Raw genomic sequence first — 17,996 nt, forward strand, 5'->3', positions numbered from 1 at the left:
AATGGGCCCTGAGGGACTCGAACCCCCGACCAATCGGTTATGAGCCGACCGCTCTAACCAACTGAGCTAAGGGCCCTGATCATTTCAATTACACATCTAGTAATTGTTAATGAAGCGCTGTAGGTACTTCAATTGCGGGGGCAGGATTTGAACCTGCGACCTTCGGGTTATGAGCCCGACGAGCTACCGAGCTGCTCCACCCCGCGTCAATTAGTTAATTAAAACAGCGACCTCTAATAATATACACGATGTGTAATAGAAATGTCAAGGCCTTTTACGGAATAAATCGAACACCATATTTTCCTTTACGAGATTGATATACTTCAACCTGCTTAGGATCATCATGACCGTAAATCCATCCGTCTTGCTCCATCCGTTTAGCCAGACATCCTGCCTGGAACTTTGAGACATATAGTCTAGCATAATAGATCCAGTTCAACCGAGTCATCTTCCTTTAACACTACTCTATTTTAAAGCTGCATTAGCAGGATACCCTTTTTTCATATGAAATAACCCCCTCTATAAAAAAACTCTGAGCAGCAGCCAAATTGCTGTTACTCAGAGCTATAAATCTAGATCAAATATTCAAACACATATTCATAGCAATACGTTTTTGCCCTTCTATAACGCTCCCTTAAAATCTGCAATGGCCAACAACACGATCGCAATCAAGATAACGAGATTAACAAGGAATAACACGATTAGTAACACCCACAATAGCCAAACCAGCAATTTCCGAACCCACTTCATAATAAGCATGGTAAGTAATCTCTCCTAGATGCTCCCTATTGCAATTTATCTTCAAAAGAGGCCTTTGGATCTTTTTGAAGCTTAAGCAACATTTCGTTCCCTTCTTTTTGCCATTCTGCCAGCGCTTCTTTTGGTGTCTTTTTGTTATCCATTACTTGTTTAAAATATTTCTGTCCTACTTGATCAACTTGCCACAGATTCGGCATTTTTTGATACAGCTGGTATTGATTCATATTAACCGGTGGAGTTGGTTTAAGGGTATAAAATGCGCCGATATTATAATCCAAACCTTCTTTTGGCTTGATATAACTCTTCCGAGACACAAGTTCGTAACTGCTTCTGGCTCTTATCTTTGCCCATTCTTCACCATTTAGAAATTTAATAAATTCCCATGCGTCATCTGGATTCTGAGCGCTGCTGTTGATGGCCATTAAATTACTGAGATAGACGTTGCCGCCAACACCAGGTTTCTCTTGATGTACAGGCGGAGTCACGACATCCCAATCAATAGGATTAAATTTCTCGTTCTTCTCTGCATACTTATTATCATTGATTAGACGGGTTACATAACCATAATCAGCGATAACCATCGCAGTACGGCCTTCCATAAACAAGTTGCCTTGGAATGGATTAAATTCCTCAGGTGACCCCGAGTTATTGTTCATCGCATCTTGCCCTGCTAAAACTTTGTCTCGAGAAAGCTTTGAGATGGTTGACCATACTTTTTCCCATGAATCATTATCCACTGTCATCTTCTCTGCCTTATCGTCGTAAGTACGCAATTGCAGAGGAGCTGCATAGGTCTGCGCATCATAGAACGCATCACTTCCCCATTGATTTAAGGATATCCCATAAATTTGGTCTTTCCCTTCTCCACTAGTAACACGGCGCGCTTTATCAAAAATGTCATCCCACGTGGATCCATCAACGGGCGGTTCTACGCCTGCTTTCTGAAAAATCGCCTTGTTATAAAATAAAGCAGAAGAAGAGAATGTCGGAGTTAGCGCATAGATACTGTTATCACCTATATCCTTAATTCCGTCCAGGACTGTCGGTACAATATCACTTGTATCAAATTTATCTTCGGCAATGAGGGGATCTAGCTGCTTGAGCATATTTTCCTGAACCAAGGACTTCATTGTACTTACATCGCCAATAATAATGTCTACTGGATTATCCCCGGTCAGCATCTTTTTCACGGATTCAAGTTGATCCGGCTGTTCGGGCTGTTCCTTTTGTGTGTAATCATAGTACTGATACTCGGTCTGATCAATGGCAGGTACAATCTCAATCGTTATATTATCGTTTAACACTTCAAACACGTCCGTATACTGCTGACGGAAATAGGAATCATCATTACTTCCATATAGCGTTCCCAATCGCAATACTCGCTCTTGCTGCTGTGATGGTTCGGCAGCTGTACAGCCCGCAATTGCCGGTGCCACCAGTGTCATACAAGTAAGTAATGTCACAACAGGACGAGCTAACAAAGACCTCTTTTTCATTAGAAAATCTTCCTCTCTATAGTTACTTCGGCTGCGTAATGACGATGCGCTCCCCATCAAATTCAAGTGTAGCCCGCTCATCGATGGATAGTGCCTCTAAGTATTCTCTTGGTACCTGCAGTCTTCCAGCGCGATCAATGATAACAAATGCCTCATGTACCTCTTTACTGCCTGGAACGCGTTCCGTATCAAGACTAGCATTTCGTTTCACAAATTCGGTACTCGTTAGTCCATCCCGAATAGCAACAATCCGGTCCACTTTGTTCGCGAGTTCTAGATCATGTGTAACAATGACAATGCTAATCCCAAGTTCCCGGTTCATTTTGCGAAAAATATCCATAATACGGTCACTCGTCTCGCTGTCTACCGAACCAGTAGGTTCATCTGCAAGCAGCAATTTTGGCTTATTAGATAAGGAGATCGCAATCGCAACCCTCTGCTGTTCCCCGCCAGACAGTTGATAAAGCCTTGAATGCATGCGATCTTTAAGACCTACCCACTCCAGCAGCTGTTTGGCATAAGCCCGGTCATATTTACCGCCAAGCATCATCGGTGTCTCCACATTCTCGAGCGCTGTCATGTATGGAAGTAAGTTGCGGCCGTTATTCTGCCATATAAATCCGACGGTATGACGTTTATATTCGACGAGCTGAGGTTCTGTCATCTTGAGCAGGTCCCAATCACCAACAACAGCAGTTCCAGCAGAAGGGCGATCTAGCCCGCCTAAAATATTTAAAAGCGTAGATTTCCCGCTTCCGCTGTTCCCAATGATCGCCATCATTTCTCCATCCTCAACCGTGAGGTTGAGTCCTTGCAAGGCAACCACTTCCACTTCACTTGATTTATAAATTTTGACAAGACCTTCACAGTGGATCATCTTACCGCTCCTCTCCCATTTTGACGGCTTGATGCACCTTCAGTCTCCGAATTTGCCACAGCAGCATTCCTGCACCAATCAGCAGCATTACAAGCGTCACTGCGTACAACTGAAGCGTGTCACTTTGTTCAAAAACAATTCGAAATGGAGGTACTTGCTGTTTCACATTATCTGTAGTCTGGAGAAACGGTAAAAATAACCGACTTGCGAGTTCACCGATCCCAATTCCGAGTACAATCGATAATCCTGCGGTAAAAATCTGTTCTAGTAACAACATCCCGCTGAGCTGTGCTCGAGGCAGACCCATGGCGCGGAGTACCCCAAACTGAACAACACGGCCAGATAAGTTAAAGAACCAATACAGCACATATCCAATAAGTGAAATCAAGATGGATACCAAGAATCCGAGACTAAGAATTCCAAATACCCCTCCTCTTGAAGGATGTTTACCTTCAGCGACAAGTTCAGTCCGTACATCTTTTACCGATGACAGCTCGATACCATCTTTGCCAAGTCTCTCAATGAGCGGTGCAACCAGCGCATCAGGTTCCATTTTGAGCCACACTTCGTATGGCATCATAGGAACTTGATCGTAGATATAATCTAGATTAGTTATAAAAAAGGGCGTCTCATCCGGATACTGCGCCGGCCAGTAGGGCAGTATGCCAAAAACAACAAAATCTATCATCTGTTCCTGCAAGGCAATCGATAGTACATCTCCACTTTCCAGCTGATATTTTGCAGCAAACCCGGAAGGAATGATGACCGCTCCCTCATAATGACCCAGCAGGTCTAGATATTTATTCGGATGCGCGGGGAACAAATCATTACGAAACCAAGCAACCTCTGCAAAATCAACGTTATCGATGCCCACGACCATGCCTTGGCCTGCCGATTTACCAGATACGACTACATTTCCCTTGGTCTGCAGCACTCTCGCCGCATGTTCTACACCAGGCAGCTGGCGAAAAACTTCAAAAGGAGGTTCTGAGTATATTATTTTACTTGGAGCAGGTGAACCCGAGCCGCCGCCGCCTCCAGCTCCACCGCCAGGGTTCCCCCCGCCTCCTGCACCTGGGTTTCCTCCTCCAGTACCTGGGGATCCAGAACCTCCCCCATTCCCTGCATTTCCGCCGGTGCTTGGTAACATCTCTGCGGTTCCTTCCCATACCGTCTGCATCACAACATCCGTTCCATACCGGTACAGAGTACGTTCCGTAGAGTTAAGGTCGATCGTCCTCGCAGCAGAAGCATTATATACACCAAGACCCAAAGTAAGTACGAGCAAGATCATAAGCGGGTAATAAGAAGAAGAGGAGCGAGAAAGCTGTGTTAGCGTAAGGTAGATAGGTACCGGGAAAACTTTACGCCCTATCCAGCTGAAGAATCTGAGAATCCAAGGGAAGATACGTAAGAAGAATAATCCTGCTGCAAAAATGAAAAGTGCTGGAACAAAGAATAAAAACGGCTGTACTTGAAGCTGATCTGTGGTCATCCCGGTTTGAAAAGTCAGCATCTGCCTTTCGTAGAACAGGTAGTAGCCGTAACCCGCAAGACCCAGCAATAAAATATCCATATACCAACGCTGCCAAAAAGGTTTTCTATCACTTCTTGCTTGCCTGCGTTTAGCATCAACAATTGTCGACCGGGCATATCCCATGGCGGGAATAACCGAAGCAATAATCGAAGCAATAACAGCAATGGCGCCAAGAAGAATTGCATCTTGTGTGATTCCGATTGGGATTGATTTACGATCAACAAAGGACAGAAATCCACTTGCTGAGCCGATGCTTTTTGCCATAAACCAGCCGAGAAAAGGTCCCGCTACCATCGCAATTGCTCCTAGGACGATGCCCTCCAGTAAATATAAAATGACGATCTGCTTGGCGGATGCCCCGCGGCTGCGAAGAACAGCGATATCACTTTCCTGCTTTTGCAGAGACTGTCTAGCATTCATCACGATAAAATAAAAAACCATCGCAATCATGGGCACCGCTAGTGTAAAAAGCATCGTTTGGAGCTGTAAGCTTTGTTTTCGAAAATTAGCAAGTAAATCTCCAAAAGAAATATCCACTTTTGTGTCCTTTAGCTTCTGATAAAGTTCAATATCAAGACGCTCTAGTGTACTGCTTAAGGAAGGAAGCTGACTTGTTTTAATCTGACTCAGATCAAAAACGTAGTACCATTTTGATGTTTGTATCGGCACGTTTTGGTCTGCAAGAAGATACGTATTAAATAAGCCAGGATCTACATAAAATCCATTCATCATTCCTTCAAAACCCTGAACCCAGTATGGATCAGCTGTATCATCGGGGGTAAATGCACCCACAATCTTGACTCGAAGGGTAAGATCTAGACCGCTGTATACGGGATACTCCATGATGTCTCCCACATGCAGATCATTTCGGTACATCCCTTCTTCCAGCATGACGGCTTCAATAAGATCACCCTGAGCCTGATTTCCGGGAAGTACACCTTGATTCATCGTGACATGATTTTTGAGATCATTCATTGACCCGAGTGTCATGGTACGAATTCGGCTTGCATCTACTTTTTCCGGATCTTCTGGGCTGACCTCCGTACTTCGAATGGATCTGATATTAACATAGGTGCTGTAATCAAATCCGATCTTTGCAGGAATATCCTGCTGAATGAATCGATCTACATCCTCAAGTGACCTAAGATCTGTTTTGGTACCGCCGGGAGCTTGATAACTCATAAGCAGTGAACCGGCCGGCATACCGCTGCTCTCATCCTCAAGGGACTGTGCAACAACACGCTTTAGTGCGCCATCAGCATACATCGGAATGCTCACCGTGAAGCCAACAGCCACAATAAGACCAATCAAGGTACTTAACGTCAGCCAGCGCGTATTCCACATTTTGCGAGACAATAATCGTAACAAGGGGATACCTTTCATTACCTTCCAACCACCTTCTGCCCTGGTGTAAGCCCTTTGAGAATCTCCACATCGGTGGATGTCTGCTGTCCTGCTTCTACATCCACTTCTCGTTTACTCCCATCCGCTTCTACCACTTGGACATACGTTCTTGAACCAATAGAGCGAAGAGCTGAGATGGGAATCAGTACGGCATCCTCTTTGCGCTTCGTTACGACACTTACCGTAAGCGGAGTACCTCTGTTTAGTCCCTTAGGCCATTTATCCATCTCAACAATAACGTATGTATCTAGCGAGTCTTGTGCAGGAGGTTTACCCTCTCCTCCATTATTTCCTCCATTCGAATCTGATCCCAGATTCACCGGCATCACTTTAATCGTACCCTGATGTACACCAGCTCCGTTAATATCCACCTCTGCCTTCATACCTGCAGCAATCACTTCAAGATCCTGCTTCGCAAAAGTGGCGGCAACAACCAGATTAGCTGTATCCGCAATCGTAGCAATCGGGTCATACGCTTTTACCGCTGCTCCTTTTTCAACTTCAACGCTAAGTACCGTGCCGCTAAAAGGTGCCCCAAGTGTAGACTTACCGACTTGTTCCTCAAGGTCCGAAAGTTCCTGTCTTTGTTCTTCAAAAGTAATGACCGCTTCTTCGTACTCCACAGGGTCCATTTCCTCTTTTTTACGAAGGGTCTCTTTCATTTGCACTTCGGATTTGCGAATCTGCAATTTCTTTTGACGAATTTGTTTGTTCAGCTCTTCCACATCGAGCACCGCAATTTGCTGTCCCGCCTTCACCTTATCCCCGGGCTTCACGTAGAGTTCCTTCACATGCATGCCATCAAGTGTAAAATACGCCTTTTCCTCTCGCTGACTCATCAGTTTGCCAGAAGCGGACACTTTTGTCTCAATGGTTTCGGTTCTCACTTCATATTCGGGTTTCTTGGAAATCGTCGGCGGTGTAATCGGCGGCAGCACTTCCTCTTCCGGCTCAGCCGGAAGTAAGGAGCAACCGGTCAACGACAGGCTTAGGGTTCCGATCAAAACATACTGGGTCCATCGTTTACCCGCTCTAGGCAGGTGCTTTTTATGTAATAAATTTGCCGTCCACCATCTCGTAAACATGGTCTGCAACCTCCAAAATCGTAGGATCATGTGTCGTCATACAAATACTAACTTCTTCTGTGGCAATAATTTTCTGGAACACGGCCATAATCTGGGCTCCCATTTTGGAATCCAGCTCAGCAGTTGGTTCATCAGCCAGCAGCAGTTTAGGCCGATGTGCAATTGCTTTGGCAATGGCAACACGCTGCTGTTCCCCGCCTGATAATTCAAACGGCCTGTGTTTCGCTCGTTTTGTAAGACCCACCATATCAAGACAGTAAGCGACACGCTGGTTCCATTCCCCCTTAGGAACACCTGCCATACGAAGTGACAGTTCTACATTCTCCCAAGCTGACAACAGGGGCATGAGGGCATACGCCTGAAAGATAAAACCAATCTCCTGTCTTCTCATCCGGGTGCGAGCAGCATCTCCTGCTTCATGAAAAGCTCTTCCGTCAAAATAGATCTCCCCGCTTGTCGGCTGGTCCAGTCCTCCAAGCATATTAAGAAGGGTTGTCTTTCCTGAACCTGAACGACCTTTCAGCATAACGAGTTGCTGCGGCTGCACTTCCATATTAATTCCTTTAAGCACATGTATCGCTCTTCCACCAGTTTCGAAACTACGGTGTACCTCTTGAACCTGCAGCACAGGACCTTTAGGAATTACTTCTTGATCTGCTTCTTGTAATGCCTCATGTTCTACTTCTTGTAATATCTCTTGTTCTAATTCTTGTACTATTCCAGGCTCATCTTCTATATCAACCTGCTCCTCTAGAGCTATCCTCTCTGCCACATCCACTGTTGATTTACGTTCTTCTTTGGCTTTTCGAAAGGGTATTCGAATCGTAACTCCCCCCTGCTTCAATAAGGAAATTAATATACTTTACTTACAAATATTTCTATCTCGCATTATAAACGACATAAATGAGGAAGAAGTTACAACCTTTTAAAGATATTTTTATATTCAGGTTTATCAAACACTGTGGATTCGAAGCTATTGCTGGTAAAAAGTCAGATTACTGCTTTAGTGAAGTTATCTTCACAACAAAAAGAGAGTGTCTCCCCTTTTAAGAGGAACCACTCTCTTTTCTCATACTATAATTATATTTTATTCAATTTCATATCTTCATTTAGATGAACGAAACCCTTCCGATCCATATACCCTTGATTAAAGTAAACTAGAATTATGATGAAATGGATTTACCTATACACCAAACGCCGCAGGGTTCTCTCTCCAAGAATGGAGAAGAGCGATATCTCCTTCTGCAATGGCTCCTTCACGAAGAGCTACATCAATGAGAGCAGAATAGTTAGACAAGGTTTGAAGCGCAATTCCTGCTTCCTCAAAGCCATTCACTGCCCGGTCTAGCTGGTAACTGAAGATGGCAAGTACAGCCAGAACCTCAGCGCCGGATTGCTGAACTGCTTGCGCAGCTTTGATGGAACTTCCACCTGTTGAGATGAGATCCTCAATAACAATCACTTTTTGACCTTCTTTTACAAGCCCTTCGATTTGATTCTCTTTGCCATGTCCTTTCGCTTTATCGCGAATATAGATCATAGGCAGACCCAATTTCTGAGCAACAAAAGCTGCATGAGGAATACCTGCGGTTGCGGTACCCGCAATCACTTCTGTCTCCGGATACTGCTCACGGATGAGAGCGGCGAAGGATTCAGCAATGAGATCACGGATTTCTGGATAAGACATGGTCAGGCGATTGTCGCAATAGATGGGAGACTTAATACCGGAAGTCCAAGTAAATGGATCATTTGGGCGTAAAGCTACAGCCTTAATACTTAGTAGAGCGGATGCTATTTTTTCTGCGATTGTTGTCGTTGTCATGCGTTCATCATCTCCTCAATAATTTGTTCTGCTGCTGCTCTTGGATCCGTTGCTGCTGTAATGGGTCTTCCGACCACAATAAACTGAGTTCCGCCAGCGATAGCTTCTTGCGGTGTAGTTACTCGGGACTGATCGCCTGCTGCACTGCCGCGCGGTCTAATTCCCGGGGTTACCGTAATAAAATCTGCCCCGCACGCTTCGTGAGTACTTCCTGCTTCGAGAGGAGATGCCACTACACCGTGCAGTCCTGCTTCCTTAGCAAGCTGTGCATACCTTACAACAGTATTCTGAACTTGTCCAGGAATACCGATCTCATCATTCATCGTTTGCTGATCTGTGCTCGTCAGCTGAGTCACAGCAATAATGGTAGGCAGCGCTATATTTTCCTCTTCTGCTGCCTGTTTAGCACCTTCTAGTGCGGCACGCATCATAGCAGATCCGCCTCCGGCATGCACGTTAAACATATCTACACCAAGCCTAGTTACACTGTGGGAACCTCCGCGAACGGTGTTAGGAATATCATGCATTTTCACGTCTAGAAATACAGAATATCCTTTTTCTTTGAGTTCTCTAACAAATTCAGGTCCTGCTGTGTAAAACAGCTGCATCCCAACTTTCATATAGCAAGGAATACCCTTCAGTTTTTCTACCAACTCTCTTGCTGCATCTGCGTTTGGATAATCCAGAGCAACCATCAAGCGTCCAGCCATTTGTTTATATTCAGGTGTCATGAGCCCTACTCCTTCGCTAACGTTATTTCTTCCTTATCCGTGATAAAGGACATCAAGTCCAGCCCAAGCAAGTTATGGGCTGACCGATGTCCTACTGTAAAATTCACTAGAATCTATGCGTAATTAGCGGCTAAAAGTCGGCATGGATTCCGAGGAGAAGTTAATCGTCTCCAGCATTTGCAGGAGTGCACGAACAGTATCCAAGGAAGTCATACATACCACACCGTTCTCTACCGCTTCACGGCGGATCCGGAATCCATCACGCTGCGGCGTTTTACCCTTAGTCAGTGTATTAAAGACAAAGTTTGCTTCGCCCGTACGGATCATATCAAGAATGTTCGGCGTACCTTCGCTAAGCTTATTCACGGTTTGGACAGGGATACCTGCTTCTTCAAGGGCTGCAGCCGTACCGCCTGTAGCGATAATTTTGTAACCTAGCTTAAAGAATCCGCCCAGCAGTGAAACTGCTTCGTCTTTATCCTTGTCAGCTACGGTTGCAATAATTGCACCGGAAGAAGGAATCTTCATTCCTGCACCGATCAAACCTTTATAAAGTGCTTTTGCATACTGAACATCACGGCCCATTACTTCACCCGTTGATTTCATCTCAGGTCCAAGCGTAGGTTCCACTCGGCGGAGTTTCGCAAAAGAGAACACCGGTACTTTTACCGATACATGCTCGCTTTCCGGCCACAGACCATCTACATAACCTTGATCCGCTAGCTTTTTACCAAGGATGGCTTGTGTAGCTAGGTTAGCCATTGGAATGCCTGTTACTTTGCTCAGGAACGGTACCGTTCTAGAAGATCTAGGATTCACTTCAATCACGTATACATCATCTTTGTAGATGACGAACTGGATATTTACCAGTCCAATGGTTTTCAGTTCTTTTGCAATATTGATCGTGATGCTCACCACTTTTTCTTTCAAATGCGGTTCCAGATGCTGCGGAGGGTATACCGCTATTGAGTCACCGGAGTGAACCCCTGCGCGTTCTACATGCTCCATGATCCCTGGAATGAGAACTGTTTCTCCATCACAGATTGCATCAACTTCGACCTCTTTGCCAAGCATATAGCGGTCAATCAATACTGGGTGATCAGGATTGATTTTCACTGCTTGTTCCATATAGCTCAGCAGTTCACTGTCAGAGTAGACGATTTCCATTGCACGTCCCCCAAGGACATAAGAAGGACGAACCAGTACAGGGTAGCCAATACTTTGTGCAGTGACTACAGCGTCATCTACTGTTGTAACTGTTTTACCGAGTGGCTGTGCAATATCAAGTCTAGATAGAAGCGCTTCGAATTTCTTACGATCTTCTGCTTCATCAATGCTAGCAAGATCTGTACCCAGGATTTTGACGCCTGCCGCTGCAAGCGGTGCAGCCAGGTTAATTGCGGTTTGGCCACCGAACTGTACAATAACACCGATTGGTTTTTCTTGTTCAATTACATTCATTACATCTTCGAAGAACAAAGGCTCAAAGTAGAGACGATCAGATGTATTGAAGTCCGTGGATACTGTCTCTGGGTTATTGTTAATAATAACCGCTTCATATCCAGCATTCTGAATCGCCCATACGGCATGTACGGTAGAGTAGTCGAACTCAATTCCTTGACCGATTCGGATTGGACCGGAACCAAGTACCACGATTTTCTCTTTTGCAGATGGAATGACTTCATTCTCTGTTTCGTAACTAGAGTAGTAGTACGGTGTAGAAGCTTCAAATTCAGCAGCACATGTATCTACCATTTTGTATACAGGGCGCAGCTGCATTCTTTCACGCATCTCGCGAACTTCCTTCTCTGTAGTGAATGCCTCGCCCGGCTGTCCTTCGGCGCGAATCTCGGCAATGGAACGATCTGTGAAGCCCATTCGTTTTGCTTGATAGAGCATTTCTTTGCTTAGCTCTTTTTCGGAACGAATTTGATCTTCAAATTTGATAATTCCTTCGATTTTGTCAAGGAACCACCAGTCAATCTTGGTAAGATCCTGAATCTCTTGTAAAGAGTAACCGCGGCGGAATGCTTCCGCTACAAGGAACATACGCTCATCGTCCGGCTTGATCAGACGTGCTCTCAGCACTTCGTCTTCAAGCTGACCTGCATCTTTCAAATGAATACGGTGTGCTCCGATTTCAAGCGAACGAACTGCTTTGTGAATCGATTCTTCAAAAGTACGGCCAATGGCCATTACTTCGCCCGTTGCTTTCATCTGTGTTCCCAGTTTACGGTTCGCAGATACAAATTTATCAAATGGCCAGCGTGGAATCTTGCTTACGATATAATCCAGCGTCGGCTCGAAGAATGCATACGTTTGACCCGTTACAGGGTTAATAATTTCATCCAGTGTGTAGCCCATTGCAATTTTAGCTGCCATCTTCGCAATTGGATAACCCGTAGCTTTAGATGCCAGAGCGGAAGAGCGGCTTACACGTGGATTTACTTCAATAACATAGTACTGAAAGCTTTGTGGGTCTAGGGCAAACTGAACGTTACAACCGCCTTCGATATTGAGCGCGCGGATGATTTTGAGTGATGCCGTACGCAGCATCTGATACTCACGATCCGAGAGTGTTTGGCTCGGTGCCACAACGATACTGTCTCCCGTATGTACACCAACTGGGTCAAAGTTCTCCATATTACATACAACGATACAGTTGTCATTCGCATCACGCATAACTTCATATTCTACTTCTTTCATACCCGCGATACTTTTCTCGACCAAACATTGTCCGATTGGGCTGTAGCGAAGTCCAGAAGCAACGATCTCACGAAGTTCTTCTTCTGTTGCACAGATTCCGCCGCCTGTTCCACCAAGCGTATATGCAGGACGAACAATAATTGGATAACCAATCTCATTTGCAAAATCGAGAGCTTCATTAAGCGTTGTTACGATGACACTTTCAGGTACTGGTTGTTCTAGTTCACGCATCAATTCACGGAACAAGTCACGATCTTCTGCTTTTTCAATAGAAGTCAGCTGTGTACCCAGAAGTTTTACATTTTCGCTCTCCAGCACTCCAGCGCGCGCCAATTCAACCGCCATGTTAAGACCCGTTTGACCGCCAAGCGTTGGAAGAAGTCCATCGGGACGCTCTTGACGAATGATTTGCGTTACAAAATCAAGCGTAATCGGCTCGATATATACTTTATCTGCCATATTGGTGTCTGTCATGATCGTTGCAGGGTTACTGTTAATGAGAACAACTTCCACGCCTTCTTCTTTAAGCGCTTGACATGCTTGCGTTCCTGCATAATCAAACTCTGCTGCCTGACCGATTACGATCGGACCGGAGCCAATAACAAGGATTTTTTTGAGGTCTGTATTTTTCGGCATGTTAACGTGCTCCCTTCACTGCTGCGGCAAGTACGGCTTGGCGCGCTTTTTTCGGATGGTTAAGTTTGTGTTCACGAATCATATCAATGAAGCGGTCGAACAAGTAAGAATTATCTTCCGGTCCTGGTGCTGCTTCTGGATGGTACTGTACTGTAAATGCCGGATATTCTTTATGTTTTAATCCTTCAATGGATTTATCATTATTGTTAATATGTGTAACAATCAGGTCCGTACCTTTTATTGACTCTTCATTTACGGTATATCCATGATTTTGAGATGTAATATAGCAGCGGCCTGTTTCTAAATCTTTGACCGGATGGTTACCACCGCGGTGACCAAATTTTAGTCTTTCTGTATCCGCACCGGCTGCCAGCGCAAACAACTGGTGACCAAGGCAGATCCCGAAGATTGGATATTCGCCAAGCAATTCGGAGATCATCTCTACCGCATGAGGAACGTCTTTCGGGTCCCCAGGGCCGTTGGATAGCTGAATGCCGTCTGGATTCAGTTTCCGAATTTCATCAGCCGTCGTATCGTGCGGTACGACCACTACGTCACAGCCGCGTTTATTCAATTCGCGCAGGATACCTGTTTTCGCCCCATAGTCTACAACTACGATTCGCTCTCCTGTACCTGGGCTGCTGTATACGTGTTTAGTTGATGTGAGCGGCACCTGATTGCGTAGTTCTTCTATCGTCGTATCTTTCATCATTTCTAGAAGTTCTTCAACCGGCTTCGAACCTGTTGTCAAAATTCCTTTCATTGTTCCGTGATGACGAATACGGCGTGTTAACATCCGTGTATCGATATCGCTGATTCCTACAATTCCATACTCTTTCAAAAGATCATCAACACTGCATTCTGCACGCCAGTTACTCGGTACCGGTTCGTGGCGGCGAGTAACAAAGCCATGTACATAAGGACGAATGGATTCAAAATCATCACGTGTGATCCCGTAGTTTCCGATCAGCGGATAAGTCATCGTTACGATTTGTCCGCAGTAAGAAGGATCAGACAGCACCTCTTGGTAGCCTGTGATACCTGTATTAAAAACGACTTCACCTGTTGTTTCACCCTCTGCACCGAAAGATCTTCCGGTGAACAATGTGCCGTCTTCTAGTAACAATCTTGCTTGTGCCTGCATCCAATTTCACTCCTTAATGTTGTCTTGACTCAATTTTGGTATTATCGATAAGCTTCTATATAAAAGTTCAGAAAACCGTTGTTAGTTGTAATCGTTTATTGCTAGCTTAACGTTGAATCAGAATATACCTTTTTCCCGTCTACAAAAGTCATTACAGGCCAGCCCTTAAGTTCCCATCCTGTAAATGGTGTGTTACGTCCTTTTGTAGCGAACTCGGTTGGATCAACAGCGCGCTCCGTATTAAGGTCAATGACCGTGATATCCGCTGGTGCTCCTTCTTCCAAACGTCCTGTATCAAGGCGGAATACCCGAGCTGGTTCAGTCGTCATTTTCTCTACCAGGAAGGACAAACTCCATTTTCCTGTTGCCACAAACTTGGTATAGAGCAGCGGGAATGCTGTTTCAAAACCAACAATACCAAATGGTGCAAGCTCCATTCCTTTTGCTTTTTCTTCTTCACTGTGCGGTGCGTGATCTGTAACGATAATATCGATTGTGCCGTCCTCAAGACCTTCGATACATGCTTCTACATCACGGCGCGAGCGCAGTGGAGGGTTCATTTTCCAATTTGCATCAAGACCTGGGATGTCTTCATCTGCCAGAATCAGATGGTGTGGACAAACCTCAGCAGTTACTTTAATTCCGATCTTCTTCGCTTCACGGATCAGTCGAACTGATTGCTCCGTACTCACATGGCAGACATGATAATGTACACCTGTTGCTTCAGCTAGTAAGATATCACGTCCAACATGAATCGCTTCAGACTCATTCGGAATGCCTTTTAGGCCATGTTTCTCGGCAAAAGCGCCTTCTGCTACACAAGCACCTTCTACCAAGGAGTTGTCTTCACAGTGAGCAATAACGGGCATATCCATCGCTGCTGCTTTTTTCATCGCATCTTTCATCATTTGTGCACTTTGTACGCCAACACCGTCATCAGTGAATCCGATTGCACCCGCTGCTTTGAGTGCATCAAAATCAGTCAGTTCACGACCCAGTTCGTTTATGGTAATCGCAGCGTAAGGAAGTACTTTCGCAAGATTTGCTTCTTTTGCTTTATTAAGTACGAGTTGTACGGTTTCGGGATCGTCTGTTACAGGTCTCGTGTTTGGCATACAAGCGATTGTCGTAAAGCCACCTTTTACAGCAGAACGGCCGCCGGACTCAATTGTTTCTTTATGTTCAAATCCTGGTTCTCTCAAATGTACGTGCATATCGATTAAACCCGGAACTACTAATTTTCCTTCTACATCAATCTCTTCTATGTTTACATCGCTAGGGTTCGTTCCTTCTTCAACAAATAGGGAGAAGCCCGCGTTCACATCATGTATACTCAAAATCTTTCCTTCGGATATGATAATGTTCTTTTGTTCGAGTTCCCCAGCCTTATTCAGTACACTTGCATTTTTAATCATTTGTAACATGGTTATATCCTCCGCTCCGGTACCGTTTTATCGTAACAACGGACATTATGTTTAAATTGTATGTTTTGACTACTGTAAGGGTTAACAAATGCCCAACTTTTTTCGAATTTTACTATTATAAAATCAAAGCTCTTTCCATCACTGCCATGCGGATGGGAACTCCATTTGACATTTGCGGGAAAATTCGGGAAGCCGGACTTTCTACAACCGCATCGTCAATCTCTACATTCCGGTTAACTGGAGCAGGGTGCATGATGATCGTTTTCGGACTCAGTTTAGCAGCTCGTTCTTCCGTGAGTCCGTAATTTTGGCGATATTCATCCGCTTTCATATCAATTCCTTTATCATGACGCTCTAGCTGAACACGCAGCAACATCACAACATCTGCCTTAAGCGCTTCATCAAGAGTGATATAAGGAGCAAGTGATTCTAGTTCCGGAGCTTTCATGCTGTTTGGTGCGCAGAAGCTGACTTTCGCTCCGAATTTTTGCAGTGCATATAGATTTGAACGGGCTACTCTACTATGTTTGATGTCTCCAATAATGGATACGTTCAAGCCGCGAAGTTCACCGAAAGTTTGTCGCATTGTGTATAGATCAAGAAGTGCTTGAGTTGGGTGTTCGTTATTTCCGTCCCCTGCATTAATAAGAGGCACTTTCACTTTCTGAGCAATCTCTTGCAAGACGCCTTCCGGTTTTAACCGTATAACACCGGCATCGATCCCCATAGATTCGAGTGTGCGTACCGTATCGTAGATCGATTCTCCTTTTTCGACGCTTGAGGCTGCTGCCGCAAAATTCAGCACTTCAGCACCCAGTCTTTTTTCTGCCATTTCGAATGAAAAACGAGTTCGTGTACTGTTCTCGAAAAACATGTTGGCTACAAACTTTGAAGCTAGAATCGGATTCAGCTTCTCCGCCTGTGCATCGAAGTAGGCTGCCCGGCTCAGAATGGATTCTATTTCACTAACACTTAGATCTTTTAAACCGAGTAAACTCCGCTCTTTCACACTCTTCGCTGTAACTGTCATCCTTCTTCCCTCCGGTTCTGAATGGTGACTTGATCAACGCCGTCAACTTCTTTCAGAGCTACATCGATGAGTTCCGAACGAGAGGAAGGAATGTTTTTACCGATAAAATCAGGTCTTACAGGGAGTTCCCGGTGACCCCGATCTGCCAGTACAGCAAGCTGTATCATTTGCGGACGTCCACTATCCATCAGTGCGTCCATTGCCGCTCTTATGGTTCGGCCTGTGTATAATACATCATCAAACAAAATTACTTTTTTATTGTGAGTGACTTCTTTTAACTGTTTCTGAATTTCTTCGTTCTTCTTGCTACCCTCCGTACCCCGATCATCACGGTAAGGAGTAACATCCAAATCGATACAAGGGACTTTCTTTCCTTCAATCTCTTCGATCTTCGCTGCAATTCGTTCGGCGAGGTAAACTCCTCTGGTCCGAATTCCAACAAGAATGCAGTCATCAATCCCTTTGTTTTTCTCTAAAATTTCATGTGCAATCCTTGTTAGTGCTCTGCGGATTCCAATCTCATCCATAATGACATGTGCTTCATTACTCATGTGCTTTACGAACCTCCTCTGGATTTCCCTTTTACCAGTGGTCCCGTGAAGAGATAAAAAAAGACTCCCTGCCGTAAAATCATGGCAAGGAGTCTTATAACCGCGGCAGGCGTACGCCGGGTCATTAAGCTCTAAAGGACATCCGAAACAAAAGCCGCAGCTTTGAACGGGTCCAATCACGTTACCTTGCCAGTCTCACGGGACTGATTTAAAGGTGCTATTCATGTATTTGTCTGAATGTTAACCTCTCAGGATTAACCAATTTCAAACAAATCTTCATTGACATGAATTATGACAGATAGCTTATCCTCTGTCAACACCTTAATTGATAAAAGGGTTTCAGCACAATCGTTTATACATCAGACACCTGTCATTATGCATTTCAATAGCTATATTTTCTATAATTATACGTTAATTATGTATAAATATCCACCTTTTCTTTTCTCCATAAAAAAAGGACCTGACAGTGCCAGGTCCTTTACATTTATTTTTGTTCCATATTCACTTGATTATTTATTTAACTATTTAAGTTCCATTTATGGTTGGTTCCAAATTTATTAGTGATCGTCTTTCGCCAATCGTCTAAAGAGAAAAGTAATTCCAGTGAACCCTAAGACCATAATCAACGCGACCATTGCAATAAACGCCATGAGTAACGTCCCCCTCTTTATTTAATAACTTTATTGTATCCTGAAATTTTTCCTTTTGTCGTGCTAAACTTTACAATACTGTGAAACGTTTCACATAAATCATTTATGAAACTTCTGCGGCTCATGATCACATGAAAAAAGGAC

The 17,996-nt window shown here is 44.5% G+C and carries 14 protein-coding genes and 2 tRNA genes; all 16 read right to left on the reverse strand.

Going from position 1 to position 17,996, the window contains the following annotated elements; all coding sequences use genetic code 11:
- Window positions 1-2: 2 nt before the first annotated feature.
- The 16 genes from QPK24_RS17655 to pyrR all read right to left on the reverse strand — a co-directional run bounded on the left by QPK24_RS17655 (window position 3) and on the right by pyrR (window position 17,202).
- Window positions 3-76 (reverse strand) — tRNA-Ile (locus tag QPK24_RS17655).
- A gap of 56 nt (window positions 77-132) precedes the next feature.
- Window positions 133-206 (reverse strand) — tRNA-Met (locus QPK24_RS17660).
- Window positions 207-274: 68 nt separating this feature from the next.
- Window positions 275-439: a hypothetical protein gene (locus QPK24_RS17665; protein WP_191798927.1), complete on the reverse strand. Its 165-nt coding sequence runs from the start codon at window positions 437-439 to the stop codon at window positions 275-277.
- Window positions 440-621: 182 nt separating this feature from the next.
- Window positions 622-759 (reverse strand): hypothetical protein, encoded by a 138-nt coding sequence (locus QPK24_RS17670; protein ID WP_285743383.1) that lies wholly within the window; start codon window positions 757-759, stop codon window positions 622-624.
- Between the two features lie 26 nt (window positions 760-785).
- A complete protein-coding gene (locus tag QPK24_RS17675; RefSeq protein WP_285743384.1) occupies window positions 786-2,255 on the reverse strand; it encodes an ABC transporter substrate-binding protein in 1,470 nt (489 codons plus the stop codon).
- Window positions 2,256-2,277: 22 nt separating this feature from the next.
- Window positions 2,278-3,132 (reverse strand): ABC transporter ATP-binding protein, encoded by an 855-nt coding sequence (locus QPK24_RS17680; RefSeq protein WP_160034277.1) that lies wholly within the window; start codon window positions 3,130-3,132, stop codon window positions 2,278-2,280.
- 1 nt (window position 3,133) lies between these two features.
- Complete coding sequence (locus tag QPK24_RS17685) at window positions 3,134-6,052, reverse strand: ABC transporter permease (RefSeq protein WP_285743389.1); 2,919 nt, start codon at window positions 6,050-6,052, stop codon at window positions 3,134-3,136.
- Complete coding sequence (locus QPK24_RS17690) at window positions 6,052-7,158, reverse strand: permuted SH3 domain-containing protein (protein WP_285743391.1); 1,107 nt, start codon at window positions 7,156-7,158, stop codon at window positions 6,052-6,054. Before QPK24_RS17690 ends, QPK24_RS17685 begins: the two co-directional genes overlap by 1 nt.
- Complete coding sequence (locus QPK24_RS17695) at window positions 7,121-7,852, reverse strand: ABC transporter ATP-binding protein (protein WP_407083031.1); 732 nt, start codon at window positions 7,850-7,852, stop codon at window positions 7,121-7,123. Before QPK24_RS17695 ends, QPK24_RS17690 begins: the two co-directional genes overlap by 38 nt.
- 489 nt (window positions 7,853-8,341) lie before the next feature.
- Complete coding sequence (gene pyrE / locus QPK24_RS17700; protein ID WP_285743395.1) at window positions 8,342-8,980, reverse strand: orotate phosphoribosyltransferase; 639 nt, start codon at window positions 8,978-8,980, stop codon at window positions 8,342-8,344.
- Window positions 8,977-9,711, reverse strand: coding sequence for an orotidine-5'-phosphate decarboxylase (pyrF, locus tag QPK24_RS17705; RefSeq protein WP_285743397.1), 735 nt, complete (start codon window positions 9,709-9,711; stop codon window positions 8,977-8,979). The genes pyrE and pyrF overlap by 4 nt, the downstream gene beginning before the upstream one ends.
- Window positions 9,712-9,834: 123 nt before the next feature.
- The gene (carB, locus tag QPK24_RS17710; protein WP_285743400.1) at window positions 9,835-13,053 is read right to left on the reverse strand and encodes a carbamoyl-phosphate synthase large subunit; all 3,219 of its coding nucleotides are present in this window, start codon (window positions 13,051-13,053) and stop codon (window positions 9,835-9,837) included.
- A gap of 1 nt (window position 13,054) precedes the next feature.
- Window positions 13,055-14,197, reverse strand: coding sequence for a glutamine-hydrolyzing carbamoyl-phosphate synthase small subunit (gene carA / locus QPK24_RS17715; RefSeq protein ID WP_285743402.1), 1,143 nt, complete (start codon window positions 14,195-14,197; stop codon window positions 13,055-13,057).
- Between the two features lie 101 nt (window positions 14,198-14,298).
- Entirely contained in the window at window positions 14,299-15,621 is a 1,323-nt protein-coding gene (locus QPK24_RS17720) for a dihydroorotase (RefSeq protein WP_285743404.1), read from the reverse strand.
- A gap of 115 nt (window positions 15,622-15,736) precedes the next feature.
- A complete protein-coding gene (locus tag QPK24_RS17725; protein ID WP_285743405.1) occupies window positions 15,737-16,651 on the reverse strand; it encodes an aspartate carbamoyltransferase catalytic subunit in 915 nt (304 codons plus the stop codon).
- Window positions 16,648-17,202 carry a bifunctional pyr operon transcriptional regulator/uracil phosphoribosyltransferase PyrR gene (gene pyrR, locus QPK24_RS17730; protein WP_160034257.1) on the reverse strand — a complete coding sequence of 185 codons (555 nt, stop codon included), beginning with the start codon at window positions 17,200-17,202 and terminating at the stop codon, window positions 16,648-16,650. Before pyrR ends, QPK24_RS17725 begins: the two co-directional genes overlap by 4 nt.
- Window positions 17,203-17,996 lie beyond the last annotated feature (794 nt).

The organism is Paenibacillus polygoni (assembly GCF_030263935.1).
GTDB lineage: Bacteria > Bacillota > Bacilli > Paenibacillales > Paenibacillaceae > Paenibacillus > Paenibacillus polygoni.